This window comes from Photobacterium sp. J15 (genome assembly GCF_963870815.1).
In the GTDB taxonomy this organism is placed as follows: Bacteria; Pseudomonadota; Gammaproteobacteria; order Enterobacterales; family Vibrionaceae; genus Photobacterium; species Photobacterium marinum.
The window spans coordinates 2,329,273-2,353,346 of sequence record NZ_CAWMUI010000001.1; the positions used below are offsets into that span (position 1 = coordinate 2,329,273).

Sequence of the window (24,074 nt, forward strand, 5' to 3'; positions counted from 1 at the left end):
TTTTACTTAAAAAAGTCAGACTTTAATAATATCGATATGAATCTCTGGAATCTTCATATGGGTCCTGAGTTTCCCCAGTATCTACATAAGACTCACCACCGGAACCTGTGTCTTCATAAGATTCACCTGAATCACCGGTATCTTCATATGGCTCTTCTGTACCACCGGTATCCTCGTATGACTCGCCACCGGAATCTGTGTCTTCATAAGATTCGCCTGAATCACCGGTATCTTCATATGGCTCTTCTGTACCACCGGTATCCTCGTATGACTCGCCACCGGAATCTGTATCTTCATAAGATTCGCCTGAATCACCGGTATCGTCATATGAATTATCAGGTTCATCATTTTCAATGCCATAGTGGGCTTTATAGAAATCCTGATAATAATGCTCTTTATACCATTTATACCAATGATGTGGATATCTGAACTTAATCTCTTTTAAATCAACAATGAACAAGCAGTCAAAGAATATTGGCGTACCAACTTCGCCTGTGAACTCATCAAGATTCACCATTCCTGATAACCTAACGGTACCTATATGGCCTTTATACTTTCCTGTCGCTTTAATAATACTATTTTTATCACTGGATGCGCCTGTTATATGGCTGATATCCACTCCATCCGGAGTTACAGTATCTTGCAACACCGGCTGAACAGTCGTCAGCCCTCGTGTAACAATCTGCCCGCCGGGTAAATTAAAGAATGTAGTTCCGATCAACTTGATCCCGCCATCTTGCTCCATAACTTCTGAAAGACAATCAGTCGCAGTACCTATTAATCTTCCTTTCTCTATATCTTTCAACTCAACATCGAAACAAGAAGCAGAATCCGGCTGTTTATCACCGTCAAGGTCTGGTACATCTTTCTCGTACATATTGCCTTTACCCACAAGGTTCAAAGCTAGTCTTCCAGCATCTCTTACTTTGGGGTGATATTTCTTGTAATGATCTTTATGTTTTTTGTATTTTTCATAACCTTTATAATCGTCTTCACTCCCACCACTTTCGTAATGAGAGTAATCTTTCTCAGATGCTAAAGAATATCCTGAAAAGCCAATACATACCGCCAGGAAAGATAACGCTACCTTATTCATTTTCATTACGTTTCTCCACTAATTACTTGTGGCATGATTTATTTAACTAGCCAACTAACAACCTTTCCGGTTTTATTAATAGCAATAACTACCCTGCTAACCTTTTCAGATAAGGTAAGCATTACAAGCTCACATTTGATGAATAGTTCAAATAGAAGCAAATCGATAAAAATCGAATCATTCAATTACCAAAGCAATTTCAGTTCGGTATTAATTGTAGATGGTTACACGGTAATTATTATCAGTTATCAGAAAATAGATATCACTACCTATCCCTTTAAAATAAAATACTTTTATCCGCTAATTGACTGATTATCTGGGAGAATAATACACATTCATTCTCATTAATAAGATTCAAATGCTACAGGCTACTGTTTTTAATAAAAAAACCCGACTAATTTGCCGGGCTTTTACTTCTTAATTAATTAAAATAACAGCAATTACCACAAGTAAAATGTGGTTTAAACTTTAAAGCTGCCTTCCTGATTATGATTTGATTCTTTTGGATTAGGTCCATACTCATTGCTGCCAGGATTACTATCAAGGACAAAGAAATACAGCAGAACCAAAACCCCAATAAGAGGAATAAGGCCAATCAGCATCCACCAACCGGTACGTCCTGTATCATGCAAACGACGAACACCGACTGCGATCGCCGGAACTAAAACAATAAGTGAATATACGGCACCAATGGCACCCGCCCCCTCAGCTGCGCCAGGGGTACCCAAAGCGCTATCAACATAACCTAAGACAATACTTATGATTAAGTTGATCAGAAAGAAGTACCAATATTCCTTTCGGCGTGCTCGTCCTTTAAATACTGCGTAATTTTTTAGGACATGAAGATACCAATTCATTTTATTCCCTATCTTTACTATCTAATTACAATTCTATCTATTACATCAAATAATACTTTATTTGATATTGAATAACCTCAATAAAGTACAAATATAACCTAAAAATAATAATGCATTTCTAGATACTTCTTGCGGATATGTTCAATTAATAGTCGAATTTTTTGCGATGGCTGACGTGTATAGGGATACACTGCATAAACGCCGAGCTTTTTGCCAACCTGGTCAGGGAACAAATCAACCAACTTACCTTCAATTAAATCATGATAAACCAGACAACGCGGCACATAAGCTATACCGTATCCTCCCAAAGCAGCTTTCCTGAGTGCTGCCGCATTGTCAGTTGAAAAGTTGCCACTGACACGCTGGATGTAATTACCCTGCTCACCAATGAACTGCCACTCGCTGGCACCTGTTGTCTGGTAAGCGTATTGAAGACAATTGTGGTTAACCAAGTCCTGCGGTATGGCAGGCCGGCCATGCTTGCTTATATAAGAAGGAGCTGCACATATTACCCATTGCGAATCCAGTATATGGCGGGCAATCAGGCTCGAATCTTCCAAATATCCGGTGCGAATAACCAGATCGTAGCCATCTGCTATCAAATCAACAAAGCGATTATCAAGAGACATATCTACCGACATGCCGGGATGCATAGTGCAAAACTCAGCCACTGCATCTGCCAGAAGCAAATCACCGGATATCGTCGGTACAGACATTTTGACATGACCGCTTACTTTTTCACCGTATCCACTGACAGCATCGATCGCTTCTACCGCTGCCTGCTTCACATTTTTCGCACCCTGATACAGAACCTTTCCTGCTTCACTTACTGTTAACTTTCGCGTCGTCCGATACAAAAGCTGAACGCCCAGATCTTCTTCCAGTCTCGCAATTCGTTTACTAACTACTGAGTTTGTAAGGGAATTCTGTTCTGCAACCTTGCTGAAAGAACCGCACTCGACTACCTGCGCAAAAAGTATTAAGTCATCTGTCTTGGCCATAATTTAACCACTTTTGGAATTAATCTTTTTCATTATTTCCCTATATCAGGAAAAAATAAAGCGGTAATGTCACACCGCGTTAACAAACAACCTACAATCCATAACAACGTATAAGTAGCCAGACAAGAAACACCTGTACTAAGGAAGTACTACTATGAACGAAACCCTACTAGCGTTAGTCGCATTTTCACCCATTGTGGTTGCTGCGGTTCTGTTGGTCGGCCTGAACTGGCCAGCGAAACGAGCCATGCCTGTAGCCTTTATCATGACTGTCGGTATCGCCCTGCTGTTTTGGGACATGTCGGCAACCCGTATTTTCGCTTCAACCTTGCAAGGACTTGCAATTACAGTTGCAGTTCTCTGGATTGTTTTCGGTGCCATATTCCTGCTTAACACCCTTAAGCACACCGGTGCCATCGCTACTATCCGAAGCGGCTTTACAGACATCTCAACTGACCGTAGGGTTCAGGCCATCATTATTGCCTGGTGCTTCGGTTCGTTTATCGAGGGAGCCTCAGGATTTGGTACCCCAGCAGCTATTGCCGCCCCACTTTTGGTCGCTATCGGTTTTCCGGCATTGGCTGCTGTTGTAATGGGCATGATGATTCAGTCCACACCGGTTTCATTCGGTGCGGTAGGTACACCAATCATTGTTGGTGTTAACAAAGGTCTGGATACCCATAACATTACTGAATCCCTGGTCGCCAACGGCTCTACCTGGGATATCTACCTACAACAAATCACCACCAATGTTGCGCTTATTCACGCCACCGTCGGTACTTTGATGCCTGTTCTGATGGCAATGATGCTGACCCGCTTCTTCGGTAAGAATAAGAGCTGGAAAGAAGGTCTGGAAATTCTGCCATTTGCAATTTTCGCCGGCCTTGCGTTCACTATCCCTTACGCCCTGACCGGTGTATTCCTGGGGCCTGAATTCCCATCACTGATTGGTGGTCTGATCGGTCTGGCTATCGTTGTTGTTGCCGCTAAGAAAGAGTTCCTGGTACCCAAAAACCACTGGGACTTTGAAAGCGAAGACAAGTGGCCGGAAGAGTGGCTTGGTTCCCTGAAAATGGATCTAAGTAACGATGAGAAAAAGCCAATGAACATGGCTTTAGCATGGGCTCCGTATGTACTGCTGGCAGTCATTCTGGTTGCAAGCCGTGTTAGCGCAGACTTCAAAGGTTTCCTTGTCGGGATCAGCCTGTCTTTCAAAGACATCCTAGGCGAAACCGGTATCAGTGCGGCTATCCAGCCACTGTACCTGCCGGGCGGCATTCTGGTCTTCGTAGCATTGCTGGCAGTTCTTCTGCAATCACGTAAGGTCACACCTCTGGTTAAAGCCTTCGGAGAGTCAAGCAAAACACTGATTGGCGCAGGCTTTGTACTGGTGTTCACCATCCCGATGGTCCGTATCTTCATCAACTCTGGTGTTAACGCTGCCGACCTTGCAAGTATGCCGGTAACAACAGCTAACTTTGCATCAAACCTTGTCGGTGACTTCTTCCCGGCACTGAGTGCAACAATCGGTGCTTTAGGTGCATTCATCGCAGGCTCGAATACGGTGTCTAACATGATGTTCAGCCAGTTCCAGTTTGAAGTTGCTCAGACCCTGACAATTTCCAGTGCAGCAGTTGTAGCACTACAGGCTGTCGGCGCAGCAGCGGGGAACATGATTGCTATCCACAATGTGGTAGCCGCATCGGCAACCGTCGGCCTGCTAGGACGCGAAGGTGCCACCCTACGCAAGACAGTAATCCCAACGTTCTACTACCTGGTTGTTACCGGTCTGATTGGTCTGGCAATCATCTATGGCTTCCATATCACAGATGCACTGATGAACTAATACAATTAACACAGTAATAACTCACCACATAACAGAAATAACCACCTGCAACACCACTATTTCATCCGGCAGCAAGGCAGCAGAACACACAAGCCAGACTGCCGGATGAAATAGCCTACTGCTCTCAAGGAGTCCAGGATGCGAATCTACCCAGCCAAGCCGGACAAAGTATATTTCTACGCCACCTGTCTGGTCGACATGTTCGATCCTGAAGCCGGACTGGATGCCATCACGCTGCTGGAACAGCAAGGTATTGAAGTCATCTTCATCGAGAAACAAACCTGTTGTGGCCAACCGGCTTACAGCTCAGGCTACGATAATGAAGCTAAGGAAGTCGCACTGAGCCAGATAGCATTATTTGATGAAAACTGGCCTGTCGTCGTTCTTTCTGGATCTTGCGGCGGAATGATGCACCATCACTATCGCCGCCTGTTTAAAGGTGATGAAAAACAACATAAAGTTGAAATTTTCTGTGATCGCGTATTTGAGCTTACCGAATTCCTGGTCAATGTCTGCCGAGTGAAACTGACAGATCACGGCCAGCCAACTTCTGTCGTCATGCATACCTCTTGTGCCGCCCGTCGGGAAATGAATGTCCATGTAACGGCAACCGAGTTGCTCAACCAGCTTGAGAATGTTGAGTTGCGAGAACAAGCCTACGAAAGTGAATGCTGTGGCTTTGGCGGAACCTTTGCCGTTCGCCACCCGAACATCAGCCAGGCAATGGTTGAAGATAAAACCCGCCACCTGTCAGACACTAACGCTGAACAGTTGGTCAGTGCTGACTGGGGGTGTCTGCTTAATATCAACGGTGCTTTGGAATATCAGGGCAAAACCATGCGCGGACGCCATCTTGCCAGCTTCCTGCTGGAAAGAACCGGAGGAAGTCGCCATGACTAAATACACTAAAGATCAGGGACCGCAGTTCTTCCACCAGCAGGCAAAATCTGCACTGGCAGATAAACAACTGCGTCAGAATTTCCGCGGTGCGATGGATTACCTCCGTGATAAACGCCGCTCGGCTTTTCCGGATCCGGCTGAAGAGAAGAACATTCGTGAACTGGCTGAAGCCATCCGCCAACGCTGCCTGAGCAAATTACCGGATCTGCTTGAGCAACTGGAAGAAAATTGTAAACACAACGGTATCCAGGTTCACTGGGCTGAAGATGCTGAACAGGCCAACTACATCATTGCCAATATCGCTCGCCTGCACAATGCCAAGACCATTGTGAAAGGGAAATCCATGGTAAGTGAAGAAATTGAACTTAACCACGAAATGGAAAAGATCGGTATTGAATGCCTGGAAAGTGACATGGGCGAATATATCGTCCAGTTAGATGGCGACAAGCCTTCACACATTATCATGCCTGCCATTCATAAAAATAAGCAGGAAGTCAGCGATACTTTTGAACATAACCTGGAAAATTTCACCCCGACGCTGGATGTAGACGCTCTGATTCAGACAGGAAGATCCCGACTACGGGAAAAATTCCGCGATGCTGAAATCGGCTTGTCCGGCGTTAACTTTGCCGTCGCAGAAACCGGGACATTGTGTCTTGTCGAAAACGAAGGCAACGGCCGGATGTGTACCACTGTACCTGACGTCCATATCGCCATCACCGGCATAGAGAAAGTAGTGGAATTTCTGTCTGACGTACCACCGCTCTACAGTGCCCTTACCCGATCGGCAACAGGCCAGGCCATCACGACCTATTTCAACATGATCACCTCGCCACGACGTAGCGGTGAACTCGACGGCCCGGAAGAAGTCCACTTAGTTCTTTTGGACAACGGACGTTCACAAGCCTACCGCGACGAGGAGATGCGTAAAACGCTGCAATGTATCCGTTGCGGTGCCTGTATGAATCATTGTCCTGTCTACACCCGTATCGGCGGACATGCCTATGGCACGGTATATCCGGGTCCGATTGGAAAGATCATCTCCCCACACTTAATGGGACTGAAGCAAACTAAAGATCTGGTTACCGCCTCCAGTCTTTGCGGTGCCTGCGATGAAGTCTGCCCGGTCAGAATCCCGATCCCGGAACTGCTGCAACGACTGCGTTATGAAGCAAAGAATCCACCAAAGCCCGGAAATGAAGAAATTGACGGCCAGAAAGCCGCAGCTAATTCAACGGAAAGAATGGCGATGAAAGGCTTTGCCTATGCCGCAACTCACCCTTCGCTTTACCATTCAGGTACTTATGCGGCAACCAAACTGAAAGCACTGATTCCAAGCAACCTGGGCCCATGGACTCAATGTCGAACAGCGCCGAAGCCTGCTGACAAAACATTGCATCAGCTGATGAAGGCACGGAAGTAAGGAGAAAGAAATGAATCCAGCACGTTCTACAATTTTGTCCCGACTTCGTGATGCAGGCGCGCACCCAGTAAGCTCAAACAATCATAGCTACAGCCCGTGGCAAACCGACTCAGATGAAGAGCGGCAACAACGATTCGTCGAGGCTATGATTGCCAGCCATGCCGAAGTGATTAGCACCAAAGTCGAGCTGCTTGAAAGCACCCTGACAGAAGTAGTTGCAACTAAACAGCTCAAGCGCATCGCGATTGGTAAAGACGGAGAATTCATTCATGAGATCCAACAGGCATCAGGACAAAATGATGTGATCAGCTTTGATCAGGACATCAGAGAATGGAAACATGAGCTTTTTGAACAGGTCGACGCAGGTATCACCCATTGTCTGGCTGGCATTGCCGATACAGGCACTTTAGTTCTGTGGCCGAGTACAGACGAGCCTCGAACACTGTCACTGATACCACCAACACATGTCGCACTACTCAAACGTTCAACACTCAGCAACAACTTCGCTGAACTGATAAGGCAACAGGCGTGGCATATCGGCATGCCAACAAATGCCATTCTGGTTTCCGGGCCATCTAAAACCGCTGATATCCAGCAAACACTGGCCTATGGTGCTCACGGCCCGAAAGAATTAATCGTGATTTTAATTGAAGATAGATAACGGAGGTGTAAAAGAAATCGGTCTCTTTTTGGTATTTGCTATTTTCCAATCCCCTTTACTTGAAGCGCTCCCGGTATTCGGTGAGCGCCTTTTTTCCTCAGAAGCTTACTTGAAGACAAAATTAGTAAAACTTGTCTATTAAAAAAATTCTGGTCTAGTCTGGTAGATAGCCGTGTATGCATAACAATGCATTGACATGTTGCGGATAAATCGGAAATGAGCAGTTGGAAAGGATATCGCTATGCCGGGTGTATCAAACAAGCCTAAAACACAAACACTTAGCTTTTCAGGAACCTGCCGCCATTGTGGTAATGACACCTTGATTTACATTAAGGAGACTAATGTTAAAACTTGCGCTCTGTGTCACAGGCAGGAAGATGATGGAACCACCGCAGAACCGCAGCTACTCATTGAAAATAAAGAAAAAGATAAAAAATCTGAGAATGAAATTCTCTGAACATGCATAGCTGCGGTTGTAAATTATTTTTTGCTGTGGAATTCAATAAAGTTTAACTCTGACCACCTTCATTACTTCGATATCAAAGCCGGCAACTTTTTCTGTAACAGGATAATACGTCATATTGACCTTTGCCCCTTTCAGGCTCTTGTATTTCTTTGTACGCCTGAACTTAAACGGAGCTTCGCATCCTTCAACCATCAGCGTATGAAGGATCCAGTCACCATCCTCACGCTGAGTATGGGAGGTCACCTTCATTCCTTCCGAATGAACAAGGTTTTCATGACTTTGCAGCAACTTATCGACAGGTGATTTCATGGCTATCTCTTGATTAATAAGAGGAATGAAAGCGGTGATGCTACCGGGAACAAGTAGCTAATGGCAAGTATTGATAAAACCAAGACCGCTTTTTCAACAAGCGCGAGCCAGTCTCTATCTCATTTTTAAGACAAAGCGGTAGTTACAGGCCCACTAGTATTACTTCTGTCCTTAGGTCTTAAATGCAACAGTACATAAATCCATTCAAACGGATTTAACTATACCCCCAAAAGTAAAACAGAGAGCCGAAGCTCTCTGTTTTTATTTGGTAACTGATGCTTGTTGATCAGAATGACAGGAAGATGCCTGCCAGCGTTGCACTCATCAGGTTTGACAGAGTCGCTGCAAAAATAGCTTTCAGACCCAGACGTGCAATATCAGGACGGCGGCTTGGTACGATACCGCCCAGACCACCCATCAGCATTGCGATTGATGTCAGGTTTGCAAAACCACACAATGCGAAAGTAACAACAGCCTGAGAGTGAGCGCTTAGTTGATCTTTAACAGCCATCAGATCAGCGAAGGCTACGAATTCATTAACAGCAATTTTCTTACCGATCAGGCTTGCTGCAACTGTTGCTTCAGACCATGGCACACCGATCAGCCATGCAACTGGTGCGAAAATGTAACCAAACAGCAATTCAAGGCTCAGGTTTTCAACACCAATCAGTTCGCCAAGGTGGCCAAGACCGCCATTAAGCAGAGCAATCAAGCTGATGATAGACAGCAGGCTTGCACCAACAGCCATCGCAATCTGCAGGCCGCTAAGCGCACCCTGAGATGCTGCGTCGATAATGTTAACAGGCGCATTCTCATCTTCATCATCAACCTGAGGCTCATCAGTCAGCGTTTCTGTTTGTGGAACCAGAATCTTCGCCATCATCAGGCCAGCAGGTGCAGACATGAAGCTTGCAGCGATCAGATAGCTGATTTCAACACCAAGACCCGCGTAACCGACCAGCGTACCACCGGCTACAGAAGCCAGGCCACCAACCATTACCGCGAAAAGCTCAGAGCGAGACATTTTTGCAAGGTATGGACGAACAACCAGCGGTGCTTCAACAGAACCAACAAAGATGTTAGCCGTTGCAGACATAGATTCAGTGCGGCTGGTGCCTAGTACACGCTGTAGCGCGCCACCCAGAACACGGATAATCCAACCCATGATGCCCAGGTAGTAAAGCACACCAATCAGTGAAGAGAAAAATACGATTGTCGGCAATACGTTAACGGCAAAGATAAAACCAATTTTAAACTTAGCCAGATCACCAAACAGGAATTCAGAACCGATACGACCGTAGTCGATAACACCAGAGACGGCATTGGATACTGTGTTCAGAACTTCTCGTCCGACAGGCACATACAAAATAAATCCTGCGAACAGAATCTGAATTGCAAACGCGCCACCTACTGCACGCCAGCTAATCGCACGACGATTTTCCGAAAATAAGATTGCAACCGCAAATAGTGAAACAATACCTAAGATGCTGACCAGATGCCCCATGGTCATTCTCCAATGTTAATTAGTGGGTTAGTAAAACGATTGCGGCGGCATTTTAGGGATTTTAAAAACTGTGACAAGCATCAAATTGTTATGCAAATTTACAGAATTGATACATAAAACCAAAAAATCGAGGAAAATATCGGCAAAGCAAACGAAAACGGCAGATTGGTGCTTGTACGGGATACTGTTGTTAGCATAAGTGACAATGATGACCATGATCACACTATTAGCCCTGTTCAATTTACGGCTATTTTGCCGATGCTTTTTTCATCATCCTCTACACTTGTCAATAAGATACTCAACAGCATGTTCATAAATAGCTTGGCAATGTACGAATACGGAGTGATTTCATGAAAAAACATCTAATACTAACAATGATATTTTTTGTGTTCGGCCTCACTGGCTGTGAAGACGGTCCGCGAGGTTTTAGCTTACCTGCCGGCGATCCCGCCAAAGGCCAACAGGTATTTCTTGAAATGCAATGTCTCAGCTGTCATGCAATGGAAGGCTTTGAAAGACCAGCAGATTCAGAAGACCAGCTTTCGGTCGAGCTGGGCGGGAAAGTACAGAGCCTGAAAACGTACGCGGAACTGGTTACTTCGGTGATCAACCCATCTCATCAGATTGCAAAAGGTTACAACTTAAAAGATGTTCAGATTTCAGGACAATCCGTGATGCCTGTTTACAATGATGTGATGACTGTTGGTCAGTTAGTGGACTTAATCACTTTCCTTGAATCCAAGTATGAGCTTGAACCATATACCCAAACTAAGTATCTGATGTACCACTGATAAAAAAAAGCACGAAGAAGCTGCAGCTTCTTCGTGCTGATCCTGCGTCTAATAATGGCAAATTTTAAACGTTATTTACCAATAACCCAGTGGTTGGCTACAAACTACATCAGTTCCCGATCCCAGAAAGCAGGCTCTCCAATATGCTCACGGACAAAATCAATGAACACTTTTACCTTAGCAGGCAAGAATTTATGGCGAGGATAAATCGCATATAACGGCATATGCTGATTAGGTTCCCAGTCAGGAATTAAGCGAATCAACCGCCCTTCCCTGAACTCATTCTTCAGCAGATACGTCGCCAGGTAACCAATACCATTCCCTGCCAAAGTGGCATCACGAATAGCATCAGCCGAATCCACTCGATAATTACCTCTTACCTTAACCTGTAAGTTTTCATCATCTTTACTGAAGCTCCAGGAAGTATCTTTACGCTCCCGGCTGTAATAGGTAATACAGTTATGTTCTTTCAAGTCATTTGGATGGTATGGCACCCCATGCTTCGCCAAATAATCCGGGCTGGCAGCCAATACAAACTGGCAATCAACCAAGTGGCGGGCCACAAAGCCTTCTGGAGGGGTATCCATAATGCCAATCCATAAATCAAGCTGTTCGGAAATAAGATCAACGCGGTGATCAAACAGGCTCATTTCAAGATTAAGCTGCGGATATTGCTCATGGAACTCACTAATGTATGGGCCGATATGGTTCGAAGCAAAAGACTGGGCAATACCAACACGTAATGAACCATGAAGGCTATTTGAATCAACCAGTAACTCACTTTCCGCTTCATTAATTTCATCAACGATATTGGCGCAATGAGCGGCAAAGTTTCGTCCGGCCTCGGTCAGAGCAAACGAACGTGTTGTACGCTGAACAAGCTGTATCCCCAACCTCTCTTCCAACTGCTGTATTTGCTTACTAACCTGGGTTCTGGAAATATCTAGCAACTGTGCTGCACGGGTAAAGCTCTTCTGTTTTGTCAGAGCGTTAAATACAACCATTTGCTGTGCTTTTTTAAGCATGGATACCTTCGGGCCTCGGTTTTTATGTTCTTCTTTATATGAAAACAGAAAGACCTGTCAGGGACAGGTCTTTTTCCACTTATTTAGCTATTTTAATTCAGCTTAAATTGTAAAGAAAGAAAGCTGCTGTTTCTGCTTCTCAGCAAGCTGCGACAATTCATTACTGGCCGTCGCACTCTGGCTAATACCAGCAACGTTCTGATTCACAATCTCCGACATATTGGTGACATTGCGATTAATGTCCTGTGTTACCTGAGACTGTTGCTCTGCGGCTGTTGCAACCTGAGTGTTCATATCGCTGATTTGAACTACAGATTCTGTGATACCAACCAATGCGTCATTAGCACGATTCGACAGTTCCTGATTACGCTCAAGCATTTCCAGGCTGCTCTGCATGCTGTCATTCGCCTGGTTAGACTGTGACTGCAACTCTTCAATGATTGCCTGGATTTCCTGAGTCGACGACTGGGTACGCGCTGCCAGCATACGTACTTCATCGGCTACTACCGCAAAACCACGGCCGGATTCACCCGCACGAGCGGCTTCGATAGCAGCATTCAGAGCCAGAAGGTTTGTCTGCTCAGAAATACCCTGGATAACTTCAATAACCTTGCTGATTTGTTCAGACTGCTCTTTCAGGCGAGTTACAACGTCTGCCGCTTCTGTCAGAGTCTTGTTCATCTGAACACTTGCCGCACTGCTTTGCTCGAAGATGCTCAAACCTTCACGAGCCAGTTCATCAGTCTGCTTAGCCATTGCATCCGCAGCAGTTGCGTTATCACTGACGTTTTCAGCTGTACTTGAAAGTTCGTTAACCGCAGAAGCAACCTGATCAATCTCATTGTGCTCCTGCTGAGCATTCGCTTCAGACTGAGTCATTACCGCAGCTAGTTCGGTAGAAGCAGATGCCACATCTTCACTGATACGGATTAGTGCATCAACCGTCTGGTGCAACTGCTTGACAGTACGGTTTACATCACTGCTCAGCTGAGCAATTTCATTAGTACCGTCCTGCTCAGCATTGACACGCAGGTTACCAGCCGCCACATCACGCATCACAGACTGAAGTTTGAAGATCGGGTTAACCACCAAACCAGACATCCACCAGGCCACAAGCACAGCAATAGCAAATACAGCCAGAATCGCGAACGTCGCGCTGTTCATCATATTACGGCTATTTTCAGCACTCTGATCCAGCGTATTGGTAGAGTATGAATTCACCTGCTGCGAAAGCTCGTTGATAGACTCAACCATACGATTGCCGACAGCACGGTATTTAGAGATGAAATTATTAAATTCCTGTTCAGACAGCTCACCACGGTCGTGCTGATTCAGGGTAACAACCGCACGATTAGAGTAAGCAATGTAGTCCTGAATCGCCGAATGAACATTGTCAGCCGCACTTCTGAAAGCATCGACCTGCTCCAGCAATTTAAGATCACGCGCAATTTCTTTTTCTGCACTGGCCAGTTCACCTTTAAAACTGTCGCGGCGCGCAGGGTCATAAATAGCGTACACTGCACTTATACGCAGCGGATAAACGCGATCATCAATTTTGGCCAGTGTATCCTTATACTCAACCAGGGCATCGGTATTTTGAGCGATCACTTCTTGTTCGTTATCAAGTTTTCCTTTTGCGATCATCAAAGTCGTAAAGAGCACTACCACCATTAACATTACAGGCATCAATACCTGGTAACGAATGGATAAGTTTTTCAATGAAAATTGCATTTTGGCCTCAAATTTAATTTTTGTATCCGCAAAAATACAGTAGGTAATTCAGACTGACTAAAGAGCGCACAATATAGATCTGGATCACACAAATGTCTACAAAATTATCAGCCGGTTTTTCTTTGAAAAATCTTGCACTTATCGTTAATAACAATTCATTTGATTTATAAAAAACACAGTTCCATTGGTTTAAATTATGAACAGCCTACGAAGTTAACATTTCCACAAATAGATCAATCATTAAGCACTTATCTGCATCGTCATAGAGTGTTCAAACTTCTGAAACATGATTGTCATAAAACTTTCCTAACCTTTTTATCGTTCATTCAAACCTATTGGCAATAAGGCCAGCTTTTTAAGGATTAGGAAAATGAAAACACAGGTTATTGGTGCACTAGCCCTTGCAGGTTCAATGGTATTTAACACTGCCGTCGCAAATGAAACTGTTTCAGTTGTAGGCTCAAGCTCCGTATCACCTATCATGGAAGTACTTGGTGAAACCTATGCAAACTCTCACGATGTTGTTGTTGAAGTTCAGGGCCCGGGCTCTTCTGCTGGTATCCGTGCCGCACACGACGGTTCTTCTGACCTTGGTATGAGTTCTCGTGACCTGAAATCATCTGAAAAAGCAGACAACATTAAAGAGGTAGTTATCGCTCGCGACGGCATTGCCGTTGTTGTTCACAATAACAACCCCATCTCTAACCTGACTAAAGAGCAGGTTTCTCAAATCTATAAAGGTGAAGTCACTAACTGGAATCAGGTTGGCGGTGAAAACAAGCCAATCGTAGTTGCAACCCGTGATACCGCATCTGGTACTCGTGGCGCTTTCGAAGACATCATGAGCCTGAAGAAGAAAATCAACGGTGTTAAAGTTTCTGCGATTTCTCAGCGCGCACAGGTTGCCAGCGGTAACGGTCAGCTGAAAACAATCGTGGCGAACAACCCATTTGCTATCGGTTACATCTCTCTGGGGTCAGTAGATAACTCAGTTAAACCATTGGCTATCGATAACCACAAACCATCTGTTGAAGCAATCAAAGCAGGTGAATATAGCGTACAACGTCCATTCCTTGTTGTGTATAAAGAAGGCCGTCCTTCTAAAGCTGCACTAGAATTTCTGAAGTGGATTCACACTCCACAAGCACAAAACATTGTTACAGAAAAAGGCTTCATCTCAGTTAAATAATTTAGCTGATATTTTGTCCGGTCATCGTCGATGACGGTGGCCGGATTTTCTTGATTCCCTGATATATGAATGAGCCAAAGCTTGATCAATATCGGAGTACAGATTATGACCATCGCAAATAACATAGAAAATCCGCCTAAAGGGCCTTCGCTAAAGACCAAGAATAAGACTGATTGGCGCGAAGTTTTTTTTAAGTACCTATTTTTATCGAGTGCCGCACTTGGCATTTTGTCGCTGATTACTATCGGCTACTTTATCTTCCGCGAAAGTTTCGACGCCTTTGCCCAGGCTGGTGTAGAAGGCATCGTATTTGGTATGGATTGGCTTCCGCCAGCCCTTTACGGTATTGCCCCGATGATCGTAGCGTCTGTTGTATCAACAGCCGGTGCGGTTGTGCTTGGTGTACCAATCGGTGTACTAACTGCCATTTTTATTGCTGAAGTTGCACCGGTGCGCCTGGCAAACCTGATTCGTCCGATGATTGAACTGCTGGCTGGTATCCCTTCAGTTGTATACGGTTTCTTCGGTCTGGTGATCATCGTGCCACTAATCCAGGACGTATTCTCGGTACCAGCTGGTAACACAATCCTTGCAGGTATCATTGTGCTATCTGTCATGATCCTGCCAACCGTTATCACGGTTTCAGAAACATCTATCCGCGCAGTACCACGGAGCTATAAAGAAGGCTCTCTGGCACTGGGCGCGTCACATATGTTTACGGTATTCAAACTGCTCGTTCCGGCAGCCCGTTCAGGCATCATGACTGGCGTTATCCTGGGGGTTGCCCGTGCATTAGGTGAAACCATGGCCATCATCATGGTGATGGGTAACTCCCCTGCTATGCCTCGGGGTCTTCTGGACTCAGCGCGCACTCTGACTGCGAACATTGCCATTGAGATGTCGTACGCAACCGGTATTCACGCCAGTGCACTTTATGCCACCGGTATTGTTTTGCTTATTTTCATCATGACGCTAAATGCCGCTCTGCTTTACCTGAACCGTGAGCGAGCGAGGTAATCACTATGTCTTTACAGTCTACGAATGCTGGTAAGCAGCAACTAAAAGATAAAATTGCACTAAGCGTAATCTGGCTTTCAGCCTCTATCACGGTTGGTTTCCTGCTGTGGGTTGTCTGGTACATCCTAAGTAATGGCCTGTCCCACGTTGATTGGGATTTCATCACCAGCAACTACACCACAATTGGTCAGGAATCGGGTATCTGGCCGATGATTGTTTCAACCCTGTATATGGTTGCAGCTTCCATCGCCGTTGCGGCACCTCTGGGTATCATGACTGCTATCTATCTGACTGAATATGCAAAAGTCGGTAGCCGTCTGGTTAAAGTGATCCGCTTCTGTACTGAATCTCTTGCCGGTATTCCGTCGATTATCTACGGTCTGTTCGGTATGACTTTCTTCGTGGTCGTTCTGGGCTTCGGCTACTCGATCCTGTCAGGCGCACTGACACTGAGTATCCTGATTCTTCCGGTTATCATCCGTACTACAGAAGAAGCTTTAATGGCTGTTCCACAAACCTACCGTGAAGGTTCATACGGTTTGGGTGCCTCAAAAATCTACACAATCTGGAGACTTATTCTGCCAAGCGCGATGCCTGGTATCGTAACCTCCATCATCCTCAGCGTAGGTCGTGTTATCGGTGAATCTGCACCGGTATTCATGACAGCAGGTATGGTGGCGCGTATTCCTGAGAGCATGCTGGACTCAGGTCGTACGCTAACCGTTCACCTGTATAAGTTGACCCAGGAACTCTACACCATTCACGAATGGAATCAGGCATACGCAACCGCCACCATCCTAATTGTGATTGTTCTTGTGATTAACATGATTACCAAACTTATCGCCAGCCGATTCAACACTGCGACTTACTAATTTTTGGGGAAGAGAAAATGATGAACAAATTTGAAATTGAAAACCTGGATCTGTTCTACGGTGAAAACCAGGCTCTGAAGAAAATCTGTCTGCCAATCCCGAACCGTCAGGTAACCGCATTAATCGGCCCGTCCGGTTGTGGTAAATCTACCCTGCTGCGCTGCCTGAACCGTATGAATGACCTGATTGAAGGCGTAAAAATCCAGGGCAAGCTAACCATGGACAGCGAAGATGTTTATGGCAACATCGATGTTGCACAGCTTCGCATCAAAGTCGGCATGGTATTCCAGAAGCCAAACCCATTCCCGATGAGCATTTATGAAAACGTAGCTTACGGCCTGCGAGCTCAGGGCATTAGTGACAAGAAACGTCTTGATGCCGTGGTTGAAAAATCACTGCGCGGCGCAGCACTGTGGGATGAAGTGAAAGACCGCCTGAAGTCTCACGCATTCGGTCTGTCCGGTGGCCAGCAGCAGCGTTTGTGTATCGCCCGAACCATTGCAATGGAACCGGAAGTGATCCTGATGGACGAACCGACTTCTGCGCTTGACCCAATTGCTACCAAGAAAATTGAAGATTTGATGGAGTCGTTGAAAAAGGACTTCACTATCGTGATCGTTACTCACTCAATGCAACAGGCGCGTCGTATCTCAGACCGAACGGCCTTCTTCCTGATGGGTGAACTGGTTGAGCACGATGACACTCATTCACTGTTTAACAGCCCGCACGATGACCGCACCCGTGGTTACGTAAACGGTGATTTCGGCTAATGAGCCAATAAGAAAAACTTCCTCAGCTCAAAGTCGTTGTAAGCGAATAATAAAAGCGATGGTAATTATTGCCCCCTCTTAATGAGGGGGCCTTTTTTTTAAAAAAAAATATTGCTGTCTTACTACTCGACAACCACAGGAGCCTTCCAAGGTGCCAAGATCTGCTTGCTAATCTTCTTGTCTTTTAAATATGGATATTTTTTCAGAAGAAGACGCACATCATCTTCATACTGATCGCTGATTTCTACTTCATATGTACCATCAGAAAAGCCGGTAACAGCTTGGTCAATCAGTGGAATTACCGGACCTGCACGCATCTGTCCTTCTTCTCTCGGCACAATCACTGCGTCAATGTTACCGATATATACAACCTGATCTTCCGGCACATCAACAGACTGATTGACAATCAGGTCACCCATTCCATGAATCAAAAAGCCATTACTCAAAAAGCGAATATGTTTTAGTTCCATATTGCCCGGCTTTGCTTTCATACTAAAAAAGTAGTCTTTTCCGTTTTCTCCATTACTTGCCAACAGTACCGGACTAACGTGTGAAAAATATTCTTCGCCTTTTTTAGTAATTATCGTCAGCAATTCTGGTTGATAATCCGGTGCATTAACATTCTTGATAGAAAGGCGCCCAACCAAAACACTTTCTTCCGAAGTGTCAATGTGATTACCGTTTTCCTGAATTGGCATGTCATTTACATTGGCACAACCAGAAAAAATCAAAACTGAAGCAGATATGATGAGTAATTTGAAACGGTTTAATGTATTTTTCATGATGAATTATAATTTGTAATGAACGACGTTGTTTTATAAACCCCCATACTTCTATGCTTACAAAGAAGTATGAAAACCCATACATAATCATAATTCAATCAAGAGCTGATATTCACCAGATTAATCACCCCTAACCAATCAAACGACTTAGACTTAAACGTTATGGGTGATATTTACGCATCAATAATTTCCACTTTAACAAATAAAATAATTCCTCGCGCCTAGTTATTCTTAAAAGGAATTTTTGCAAAGTTTATTTAAAGCAAAGTAATCAAAATAAACTTCGCAAACTCTTTATTGTATTTATTTAATTACACCGCCATTCCGCGGACATCTGCTTCCAGATGTTCACACATAGGCATTTTTTCAAGCTCTGTCAGCATAAAATCGATAAAGGTTCTGACGGTAAGCGACAGATATTTACGAGACGGATATACCAGCCAACCAAGCCGCATCACCGGATCCTGGTTTTCGAGTAATTTTACCAACATCCCTTTTTCAATATAAAAATCAGCTAAAAACTCCGGAATGAACACTATTCCACGATTTTGCAAACACGCCTCCATAATCAGCGGCACGCTATTCATCACCAGGTTTCCTGATACAGAAATAGGCTCTCTGCCTTCCAGTGGCAAATCATTTAAAATCTGTCCGTTCGGGAAACGATAGCGAATAAAGTTATGGGTTTTAATTTCCTCCGGTGTAGTCGGCTTACCATGTTTAGCAATGTACTCCGGCGTTGCATAATACCCGAATGACGATGATGTAAGCGGACGAGCAATCAGGTTGGAGTCTTCCAGTTTATCCCCTACCCGCAAAGCGACATCAATATGATTTTCAACCAGGTTAGACTCTTCAGAGCTCATAAGCACTTCAACACTGACCTTCGGGTACAGGTCCATAAATTTGAAGATCATTCGGCCAATTTCCACGATATTCGGCAATGGAAGCAGCTGTACCCGTAAGTGTCCGGAAATTTCATACCTTGGCGCAGTAATTTCCTGAATACTCTGCTCCAAGTCATTCAGAATCGTCTTCGTCCTTTCATAGAACTTCTCACCGGCTTCAGTTAGCTGCATAGCTCGGTTATTCCGCTGGAAAAGCTGAATATTCAGTTCTTCTTCCAGAGCTTTAATCCGTCGACTCAAATTAGACTTTGGCAAGTCAAAAATTTCCGCTGCCCGAATCAGGCTTCCAGCGTCTACAACCCGATGGAATAGCTCTATATCTTCCGTTTTCATCCTGTACCCGTGTGTTCAAAAAACTACATCATTGTAAAGAAAAAACCGGCCTCTTTTTGTTGCAAAATTTGGAACAATGCATTCCAAATAGTCCGGTTTTTAGCAACTTTGATACAGGTTATATTTTCGCTCGTCATATCACAACAGGAAATAACGACAATGAAACTGGCGCAAATCAGCCTTATTTCAATAATGATATCAACCGTGCTAACCGGATGTGGAGAAGCAGAAAGTGCTGTCACACAATCATCTGTGGTCCGCCCGGTTAAGCTGATGACAATTGACGATAATGTCGCTCAAAACCTGCGCGCATTCCCGGCGAAAGTTGCTGCCAGCCAACAGGCTGATCTGGCATTTCGTATCAATGGGGAATTGAAAAAACTTAATCTGACTGAAGGGCAACATGTAGAAAAAGGGGATCTGCTTGCGCAGTTAGATAATCGTGATGCAAAAAACGCCCTACTTAATGCTGAAGCCAATCATGATCTGGCTTCGGTTGACTTCAAACGTAAGGAAGAGATCTACAAACGCAAGCTGATCTCAAAAGCGGAATACGATACTGCTAAGGCTGCGCTGAAGTCAGCGAAAGCTGCACTCTACAGTGCTCGTGACCAGCTAGAATATACACGCCTTGAAGCACCATTCTCTGGTACTGTTGCAAAAGTCCACCTAGACAACCACCAAAATGTCCAGGCGACTCAGGTCGTACTTACCCTGCAAGGCGACAAGCAAGTTGATGTCAGTATTCAAGTTCCGGAATCACTGCTGATGTCGCTAAAAAAAGATGCATCATTCGATAAAGCCTTCAAACCAATGGTTCGCTTCCAGGCACCAAAAACGCTGGCACTTGAAAATGGCTTTAACCTGACCATGACCTCAACAGGCAAAACATCGGTATACCCTGTTCAATATAAAGAGCATGCCAGTAAAGTAAGTCCGGGCAGCCAGACCTATGAAGTGGTATTTACCCTCACGCCACCAGCAGAACTGAATATCCTGCCGGGCATGAGCGCTGAACTGTTACTGGATATGTCATCTTTCAACAGCGCACAACAGCCTGTTGCTGTATTACCAATGACAGCGATTGTACACACTGACAATAGCAATGAAACTAAGGTGTGGCGTTACCAGCCAGACAGTAAAAAGCTGGAAGCTGTTACTGTAACCCTTGGTCAAATCCGCAGTTCGGGTGTTGAAGTGATTTCCGGTCTGAACATCGGTGATCAAATTGTTGCCGTCGGAGCTACGGCAGTTAAAGACAACATGGAAGTAAAACCTCTGCGCTGGGAACGAGGCGTTTAATCCATGAATGTTGCTCATTACAGTATTAAGAACAAAGTAATCAGCTGGATGTTTGTCCTGTTGATGCTGATCGGCGGTGCAGTTTCATTTAGTGGACTGGGTCAGCTTGAATTTCCTGAATTTACGATCAAACAGGCTTTGGTAATTACCCCATACCCGGGAGCATCACCTGAGCAGGTAGAAGAAGAAGTGACGCTGCCGCTAGAAGACGCTATCCAGCAAATGCAGCAAATCAAACATATTACATCGATTAACAGTGCAGGCCTTTCACAAATCGAAGTCGAAATGGAAGACCGCTACGACGCCCGTGAACTGCCACAAATCTGGGATGAGCTGCGCAGAAAGGTCAATGACACTGTTGCTGATCTACCTCCGGGTACCGTACAGCCACAAATCATCGATGATTTCTCCGATGTTTTCGGCATCCTGCTGAATATTCAGGGCGAAGGCTACAGCTATCGTGAACTGGAAAACTACGCCAATTATCTGCGCCGTGAATTGGTGCTGGTAGATGGAGTGAAAAAAGTTTCCGTAGTCGGTGCTCCTGAAGAGCAGGTTGTTGTAGAAATTAGCCAGGAAAAACTGACCGCGCTAGGTCTGGATCAGAACTACATTTACAGTCAGATTCAAAATCAGAATGTGGTTTCTAACGCAGGTAAGATGCTTATTGGTCAAAACCGCATCCGTATTCACCCAACCGGTGAGTTCGATGATGTTTCAGAAATGAACCGCCTTCTGGTCAGCCCTCCGGGCAGTGCCGACCTCGTTTATCTTGGTGACATTGCAACTGTCTACAAGACGACAACAGAAACACCAAACATCATTTATCACAACATGGGTCAGGATGCCCTGTCGCTGGGTATTTCATTCAGCACTGGTGTAAATGTTGTTGATGTATCAAAAGCAATTTCTGCCAAAATCACTGAGCTTGAATCACAGCTACCGGTTGGCATGACGCTGAATACTGTTTATGACCAGGGAGCTGTCGTTGAGAAATCCGTTACAGGCTTTTTGATCAACCTGGCAGAATCTGTTGCCATCGTTATCGTAGTACTGCTTGTTTTCATGGGAGTTCGCTCCGGCTTGCTGATGGGTGCAGTGCTGCTGCTGACCATTTTCGGTACATTCATTGTAATGAACGTACTGGGAATTCAGTTACAGATCATCTCCCTGGGTGCACTCATTATCGCCCTCGGGATGCTGGTTGATAATGCCATTGTTGTTACTGAAGGTATCCTGATTGGCATTCAGCGTGGACAAACCCGCTTTGAGGCGGCGGGTCAGGTCGTCAAACAGACGCAATGGCCACTGCTTGGTGCAACCATTATTGCAATTATTGCTTTTGCGCCTATTGGCCTGTCTCAGGATGCAACCGGTGAGTTCTGTGCATCATTGTTCCAGGTTCTGCTTATTTCTCTGTTTATCAGTTGGATCACAGCAATCACAATTACGCCTTTCTTCTGTCACCTGCTGTTTAAAGATGGTAAGGCCAATGATGCTGAAGCTGAGCAGGAAGATCTGTATAAAGGCTGGTTCTTCAACCTGTACCGTGCCCTGCTGACGACTGCAATGCGTTTCCGCGTAGCGAGTATCGGTCTGGTATTGGTAATGCTGGTTGCTGCTGTTTTCGGTATGGGTCATGTGAAAAATGTTTTCTTCCCGCCATCAAGCACTCCAATTTTCTTTGTAGATGTGTGGATGCCAGAAGGTACTGATGTACGCGGTACAGAAACATTCATTAACACCATTGAAGACGACATTCTCAGCTACGAGGCCCAAAACAATGTTGGCCTTAAAAACCTGACCTCTGTTATCGGCCAAGGTGCACAGCGTTTCGTGCTGCCCTATGTACCAGAAAAAGGTTACGCGGCGTATGCTCAGCTAATCATTGAGATGGACGACCTGGAACAACAGGAAACCGGCATGCCATTGCTGACCGCCCACCTTCGTGATAGTTATCCGGAAGCTGAATTCCGCGTGAAATATCTGGAAAACGGTCCGTCTCCGGCAGCAAAGATTGAAGCACGTTTCTACGGCGAAGCCCCTGAAGTACTGCGTCAGCTGGCCTATCAGGCAGAGCAAGTCATGATTGCAGAACCAACAGCAGAGAACATTCGCCACAACTGGCGCAATCAGGTTACGGTTGTTCGCCCGCAACTGAACCTAGCTCAGTCACGTGAGGTAGGCATCAGCAAACAGGATCTTGATAACGCACTGTTGATCAACTTCAGCGGTATGACCATTGGTACTTACCGCGAGCAGTCTCACCTGATGCCAATCATGGCCCGCGCACCGGAACAAGAGCGACTGGATGCCAACAGCCTGCAGAAGCTTCAGGTCTGGAGCCCGGAGAACAACACCTTTGTTCCGGTTACCCAACTGATCTCATCATTTGATACTGAGTGGGAAAACCCGATCATCATGCGTCGTGACCGTAAGCGTGTATTGACTGTGCTGGCTGACCCAATTCTTGGCACAGAGGAAACCGCCGACTCAGTACACCGCCGGATCCGCGACAAGATCGAGAACATTCCTCTGCCGGATGGCTACAGCCTGGAATGGGGTGGTGAATATGAAACTTCACGAGATGCCCAGGCCAGCATCTTCAGTTCACTGCCAATAGGTTACCTGGCAATGTTCCTGATCACCGTGGTGCTGTTTAACTCGGTGCGCCAGCCACTGGTTATCTGGTTCAACGTCCCGCTGGCTATCATCGGTATTGCTGCTGGTCTGCTGCTGTTGAACGCCCCACTGAGCTTTATGGCAATCCTGGGGATGCTGAGCCTGAGCGGTATGATCATTAAAAATGGTATCGTTCTGGTTGACCAGATTCAGGCTGAACTGGATGCAGGTAAATCACCATACGATGCAGTATTTGATTCTTCAGTCAGCCGTGTAAGACCGGTATGTATGGCTGCAATCACAACCATGCTGGGGATGATCCCGCTGATCTTTGACCCGTTCTTCGAGGCCATGGCGGTAACTATCATCTTTGGTCTGGGCTTTGCGACCCTGCTTACTTTGATTGTTCTGCCGGTGTGCTACACCATTCTTTTCCGAATCCCGGTTAAGCAAGGTGAAGCATCATCAACAGGCGAAACCACATTCACTGCCAGCTAAGGTTAAGAAAACTTAGTACTGACTTGTCGTGTCGCTTTGACACACCTTGCAATTGCAAATAAAACTGTTAACACTCGCTATTTGCCCATACCGTTCGGTATGGGCTTTTTTTGTCAAATTTAACCTTGTAATGACATTTCTCAATAACCCCTCAATAAAATAAAACAGCGT

General features: G+C 45.3%; 21 protein-coding genes. 12 read left to right on the top strand and 9 right to left on the bottom strand.

The genetic code is table 11. The features are described from left to right. Positions 1-22: 22 nt before the first annotated feature. The 3 genes from AACQ93_RS10590 to AACQ93_RS10600 all read right to left on the bottom strand — a co-directional run bounded on the left by AACQ93_RS10590 (position 23) and on the right by AACQ93_RS10600 (position 2,954). A complete protein-coding gene (locus tag AACQ93_RS10590; RefSeq protein ID WP_064604838.1) occupies positions 23-1,102 on the bottom strand; it encodes a hypothetical protein in 1,080 nt (359 codons plus the stop codon). A 455-nt stretch (positions 1,103-1,557) separates the two neighbouring features. Next, complete coding sequence (locus AACQ93_RS10595) at positions 1,558-1,953, bottom strand: DUF805 domain-containing protein (RefSeq protein WP_064604840.1); 396 nt, start codon at positions 1,951-1,953, stop codon at positions 1,558-1,560. A gap of 98 nt (positions 1,954-2,051) precedes the next feature. Beyond that, entirely contained in the window at positions 2,052-2,954 is a 903-nt protein-coding gene (locus tag AACQ93_RS10600; protein ID WP_064604842.1) for a LysR family transcriptional regulator, read from the bottom strand. A gap of 154 nt (positions 2,955-3,108) precedes the next feature. Between AACQ93_RS10600 and AACQ93_RS10605 the strand changes: the two genes are divergently transcribed. From AACQ93_RS10605 to AACQ93_RS10625, 5 genes are all read left to right on the top strand, one after another. Next, complete coding sequence (locus tag AACQ93_RS10605; RefSeq protein WP_064604844.1) at positions 3,109-4,800, top strand: L-lactate permease; 1,692 nt, start codon at positions 3,109-3,111, stop codon at positions 4,798-4,800. Positions 4,801-4,938: 138 nt separating this feature from the next. Next, entirely contained in the window at positions 4,939-5,700 is a 762-nt protein-coding gene (locus AACQ93_RS10610) for a (Fe-S)-binding protein (RefSeq protein WP_064604846.1), read from the top strand. Further along, positions 5,693-7,123 (top strand): LutB/LldF family L-lactate oxidation iron-sulfur protein, encoded by a 1,431-nt coding sequence (locus AACQ93_RS10615; RefSeq protein ID WP_064604848.1) that lies wholly within the window; start codon positions 5,693-5,695, stop codon positions 7,121-7,123. Before AACQ93_RS10610 ends, AACQ93_RS10615 begins: the two co-directional genes overlap by 8 nt. A gap of 10 nt (positions 7,124-7,133) precedes the next feature. Next, entirely contained in the window at positions 7,134-7,784 is a 651-nt protein-coding gene (locus AACQ93_RS10620; RefSeq protein WP_064604850.1) for a LutC/YkgG family protein, read from the top strand. 241 nt (positions 7,785-8,025) lie between these two features. Beyond that, positions 8,026-8,241 (top strand): hypothetical protein, encoded by a 216-nt coding sequence (locus tag AACQ93_RS10625; protein WP_064604852.1) that lies wholly within the window; start codon positions 8,026-8,028, stop codon positions 8,239-8,241. Positions 8,242-8,283: 42 nt separating this feature from the next. On the opposite strand, the gene AACQ93_RS10630 is transcribed toward AACQ93_RS10625, so the two are convergent. Beyond that, positions 8,284-8,559 carry a hypothetical protein gene (locus AACQ93_RS10630; protein ID WP_007466825.1) on the bottom strand — a complete coding sequence of 92 codons (276 nt, stop codon included), beginning with the start codon at positions 8,557-8,559 and terminating at the stop codon, positions 8,284-8,286. Between the two features lie 286 nt (positions 8,560-8,845). Then, complete coding sequence (locus AACQ93_RS10635; RefSeq protein WP_064604854.1) at positions 8,846-10,063, bottom strand: NupC/NupG family nucleoside CNT transporter; 1,218 nt, start codon at positions 10,061-10,063, stop codon at positions 8,846-8,848. A 350-nt stretch (positions 10,064-10,413) separates the two neighbouring features. Between AACQ93_RS10635 and AACQ93_RS10640 the strand changes: the two genes are divergently transcribed. Beyond that, positions 10,414-10,854 carry a c-type cytochrome gene (locus tag AACQ93_RS10640; protein ID WP_036800317.1) on the top strand — a complete coding sequence of 147 codons (441 nt, stop codon included), beginning with the start codon at positions 10,414-10,416 and terminating at the stop codon, positions 10,852-10,854. A gap of 104 nt (positions 10,855-10,958) precedes the next feature. Here AACQ93_RS10640 and AACQ93_RS10645 read toward each other — a convergent pair whose 3' ends face one another. Together AACQ93_RS10645 and AACQ93_RS10650 are read right to left on the bottom strand one after the other, a co-directional pair. Next, positions 10,959-11,879, bottom strand: a complete 921-nt coding sequence (locus AACQ93_RS10645; protein WP_064604856.1) for a LysR family transcriptional regulator — start codon at positions 11,877-11,879, stop codon at positions 10,959-10,961. Positions 11,880-11,981: 102 nt separating this feature from the next. Next, entirely contained in the window at positions 11,982-13,610 is a 1,629-nt protein-coding gene (locus tag AACQ93_RS10650) for a methyl-accepting chemotaxis protein (protein ID WP_064604858.1), read from the bottom strand. A 370-nt stretch (positions 13,611-13,980) separates the two neighbouring features. Here AACQ93_RS10650 and AACQ93_RS10655 point away from each other — a divergent pair, with 370 nt between their 5' ends. The 4 genes from AACQ93_RS10655 to pstB all read left to right on the top strand — a co-directional run bounded on the left by AACQ93_RS10655 (position 13,981) and on the right by pstB (position 17,458). After that, positions 13,981-14,799, top strand: a complete 819-nt coding sequence (locus AACQ93_RS10655) for a phosphate ABC transporter substrate-binding protein (protein ID WP_064604860.1) — start codon at positions 13,981-13,983, stop codon at positions 14,797-14,799. 105 nt (positions 14,800-14,904) lie between these two features. Beyond that, entirely contained in the window at positions 14,905-15,816 is a 912-nt protein-coding gene (gene pstC, locus AACQ93_RS10660; protein ID WP_064606639.1) for a phosphate ABC transporter permease subunit PstC, read from the top strand. A gap of 5 nt (positions 15,817-15,821) precedes the next feature. Then, positions 15,822-16,688, top strand: a complete 867-nt coding sequence (pstA, locus tag AACQ93_RS10665; protein WP_007466840.1) for a phosphate ABC transporter permease PstA — start codon at positions 15,822-15,824, stop codon at positions 16,686-16,688. A gap of 20 nt (positions 16,689-16,708) precedes the next feature. After that, positions 16,709-17,458, top strand: coding sequence for a phosphate ABC transporter ATP-binding protein PstB (pstB, locus tag AACQ93_RS10670; RefSeq protein ID WP_036800320.1), 750 nt, complete (start codon positions 16,709-16,711; stop codon positions 17,456-17,458). A 122-nt stretch (positions 17,459-17,580) separates the two neighbouring features. On the opposite strand, the gene AACQ93_RS10675 is transcribed toward pstB, so the two are convergent. Beyond that, on the bottom strand, positions 17,581-18,240 hold the full coding sequence (locus tag AACQ93_RS10675) for a hypothetical protein (protein WP_157097558.1): 660 nt from the start codon (positions 18,238-18,240) through the stop codon (positions 17,581-17,583). Between the two features lie 311 nt (positions 18,241-18,551). After that, positions 18,552-19,481: a LysR family transcriptional regulator gene (locus AACQ93_RS10680; RefSeq protein WP_064604864.1), complete on the bottom strand. Its 930-nt coding sequence runs from the start codon at positions 19,479-19,481 to the stop codon at positions 18,552-18,554. 159 nt (positions 19,482-19,640) lie between these two features. Between AACQ93_RS10680 and AACQ93_RS10685 the strand changes: the two genes are divergently transcribed. Next, positions 19,641-20,783 carry an efflux RND transporter periplasmic adaptor subunit gene (locus AACQ93_RS10685; RefSeq protein WP_198160122.1) on the top strand — a complete coding sequence of 381 codons (1,143 nt, stop codon included), beginning with the start codon at positions 19,641-19,643 and terminating at the stop codon, positions 20,781-20,783. A gap of 3 nt (positions 20,784-20,786) precedes the next feature. After that, positions 20,787-23,903 carry an efflux RND transporter permease subunit gene (locus AACQ93_RS10690; RefSeq protein WP_064604866.1) on the top strand — a complete coding sequence of 1,039 codons (3,117 nt, stop codon included), beginning with the start codon at positions 20,787-20,789 and terminating at the stop codon, positions 23,901-23,903. Positions 23,904-24,074 lie beyond the last annotated feature (171 nt).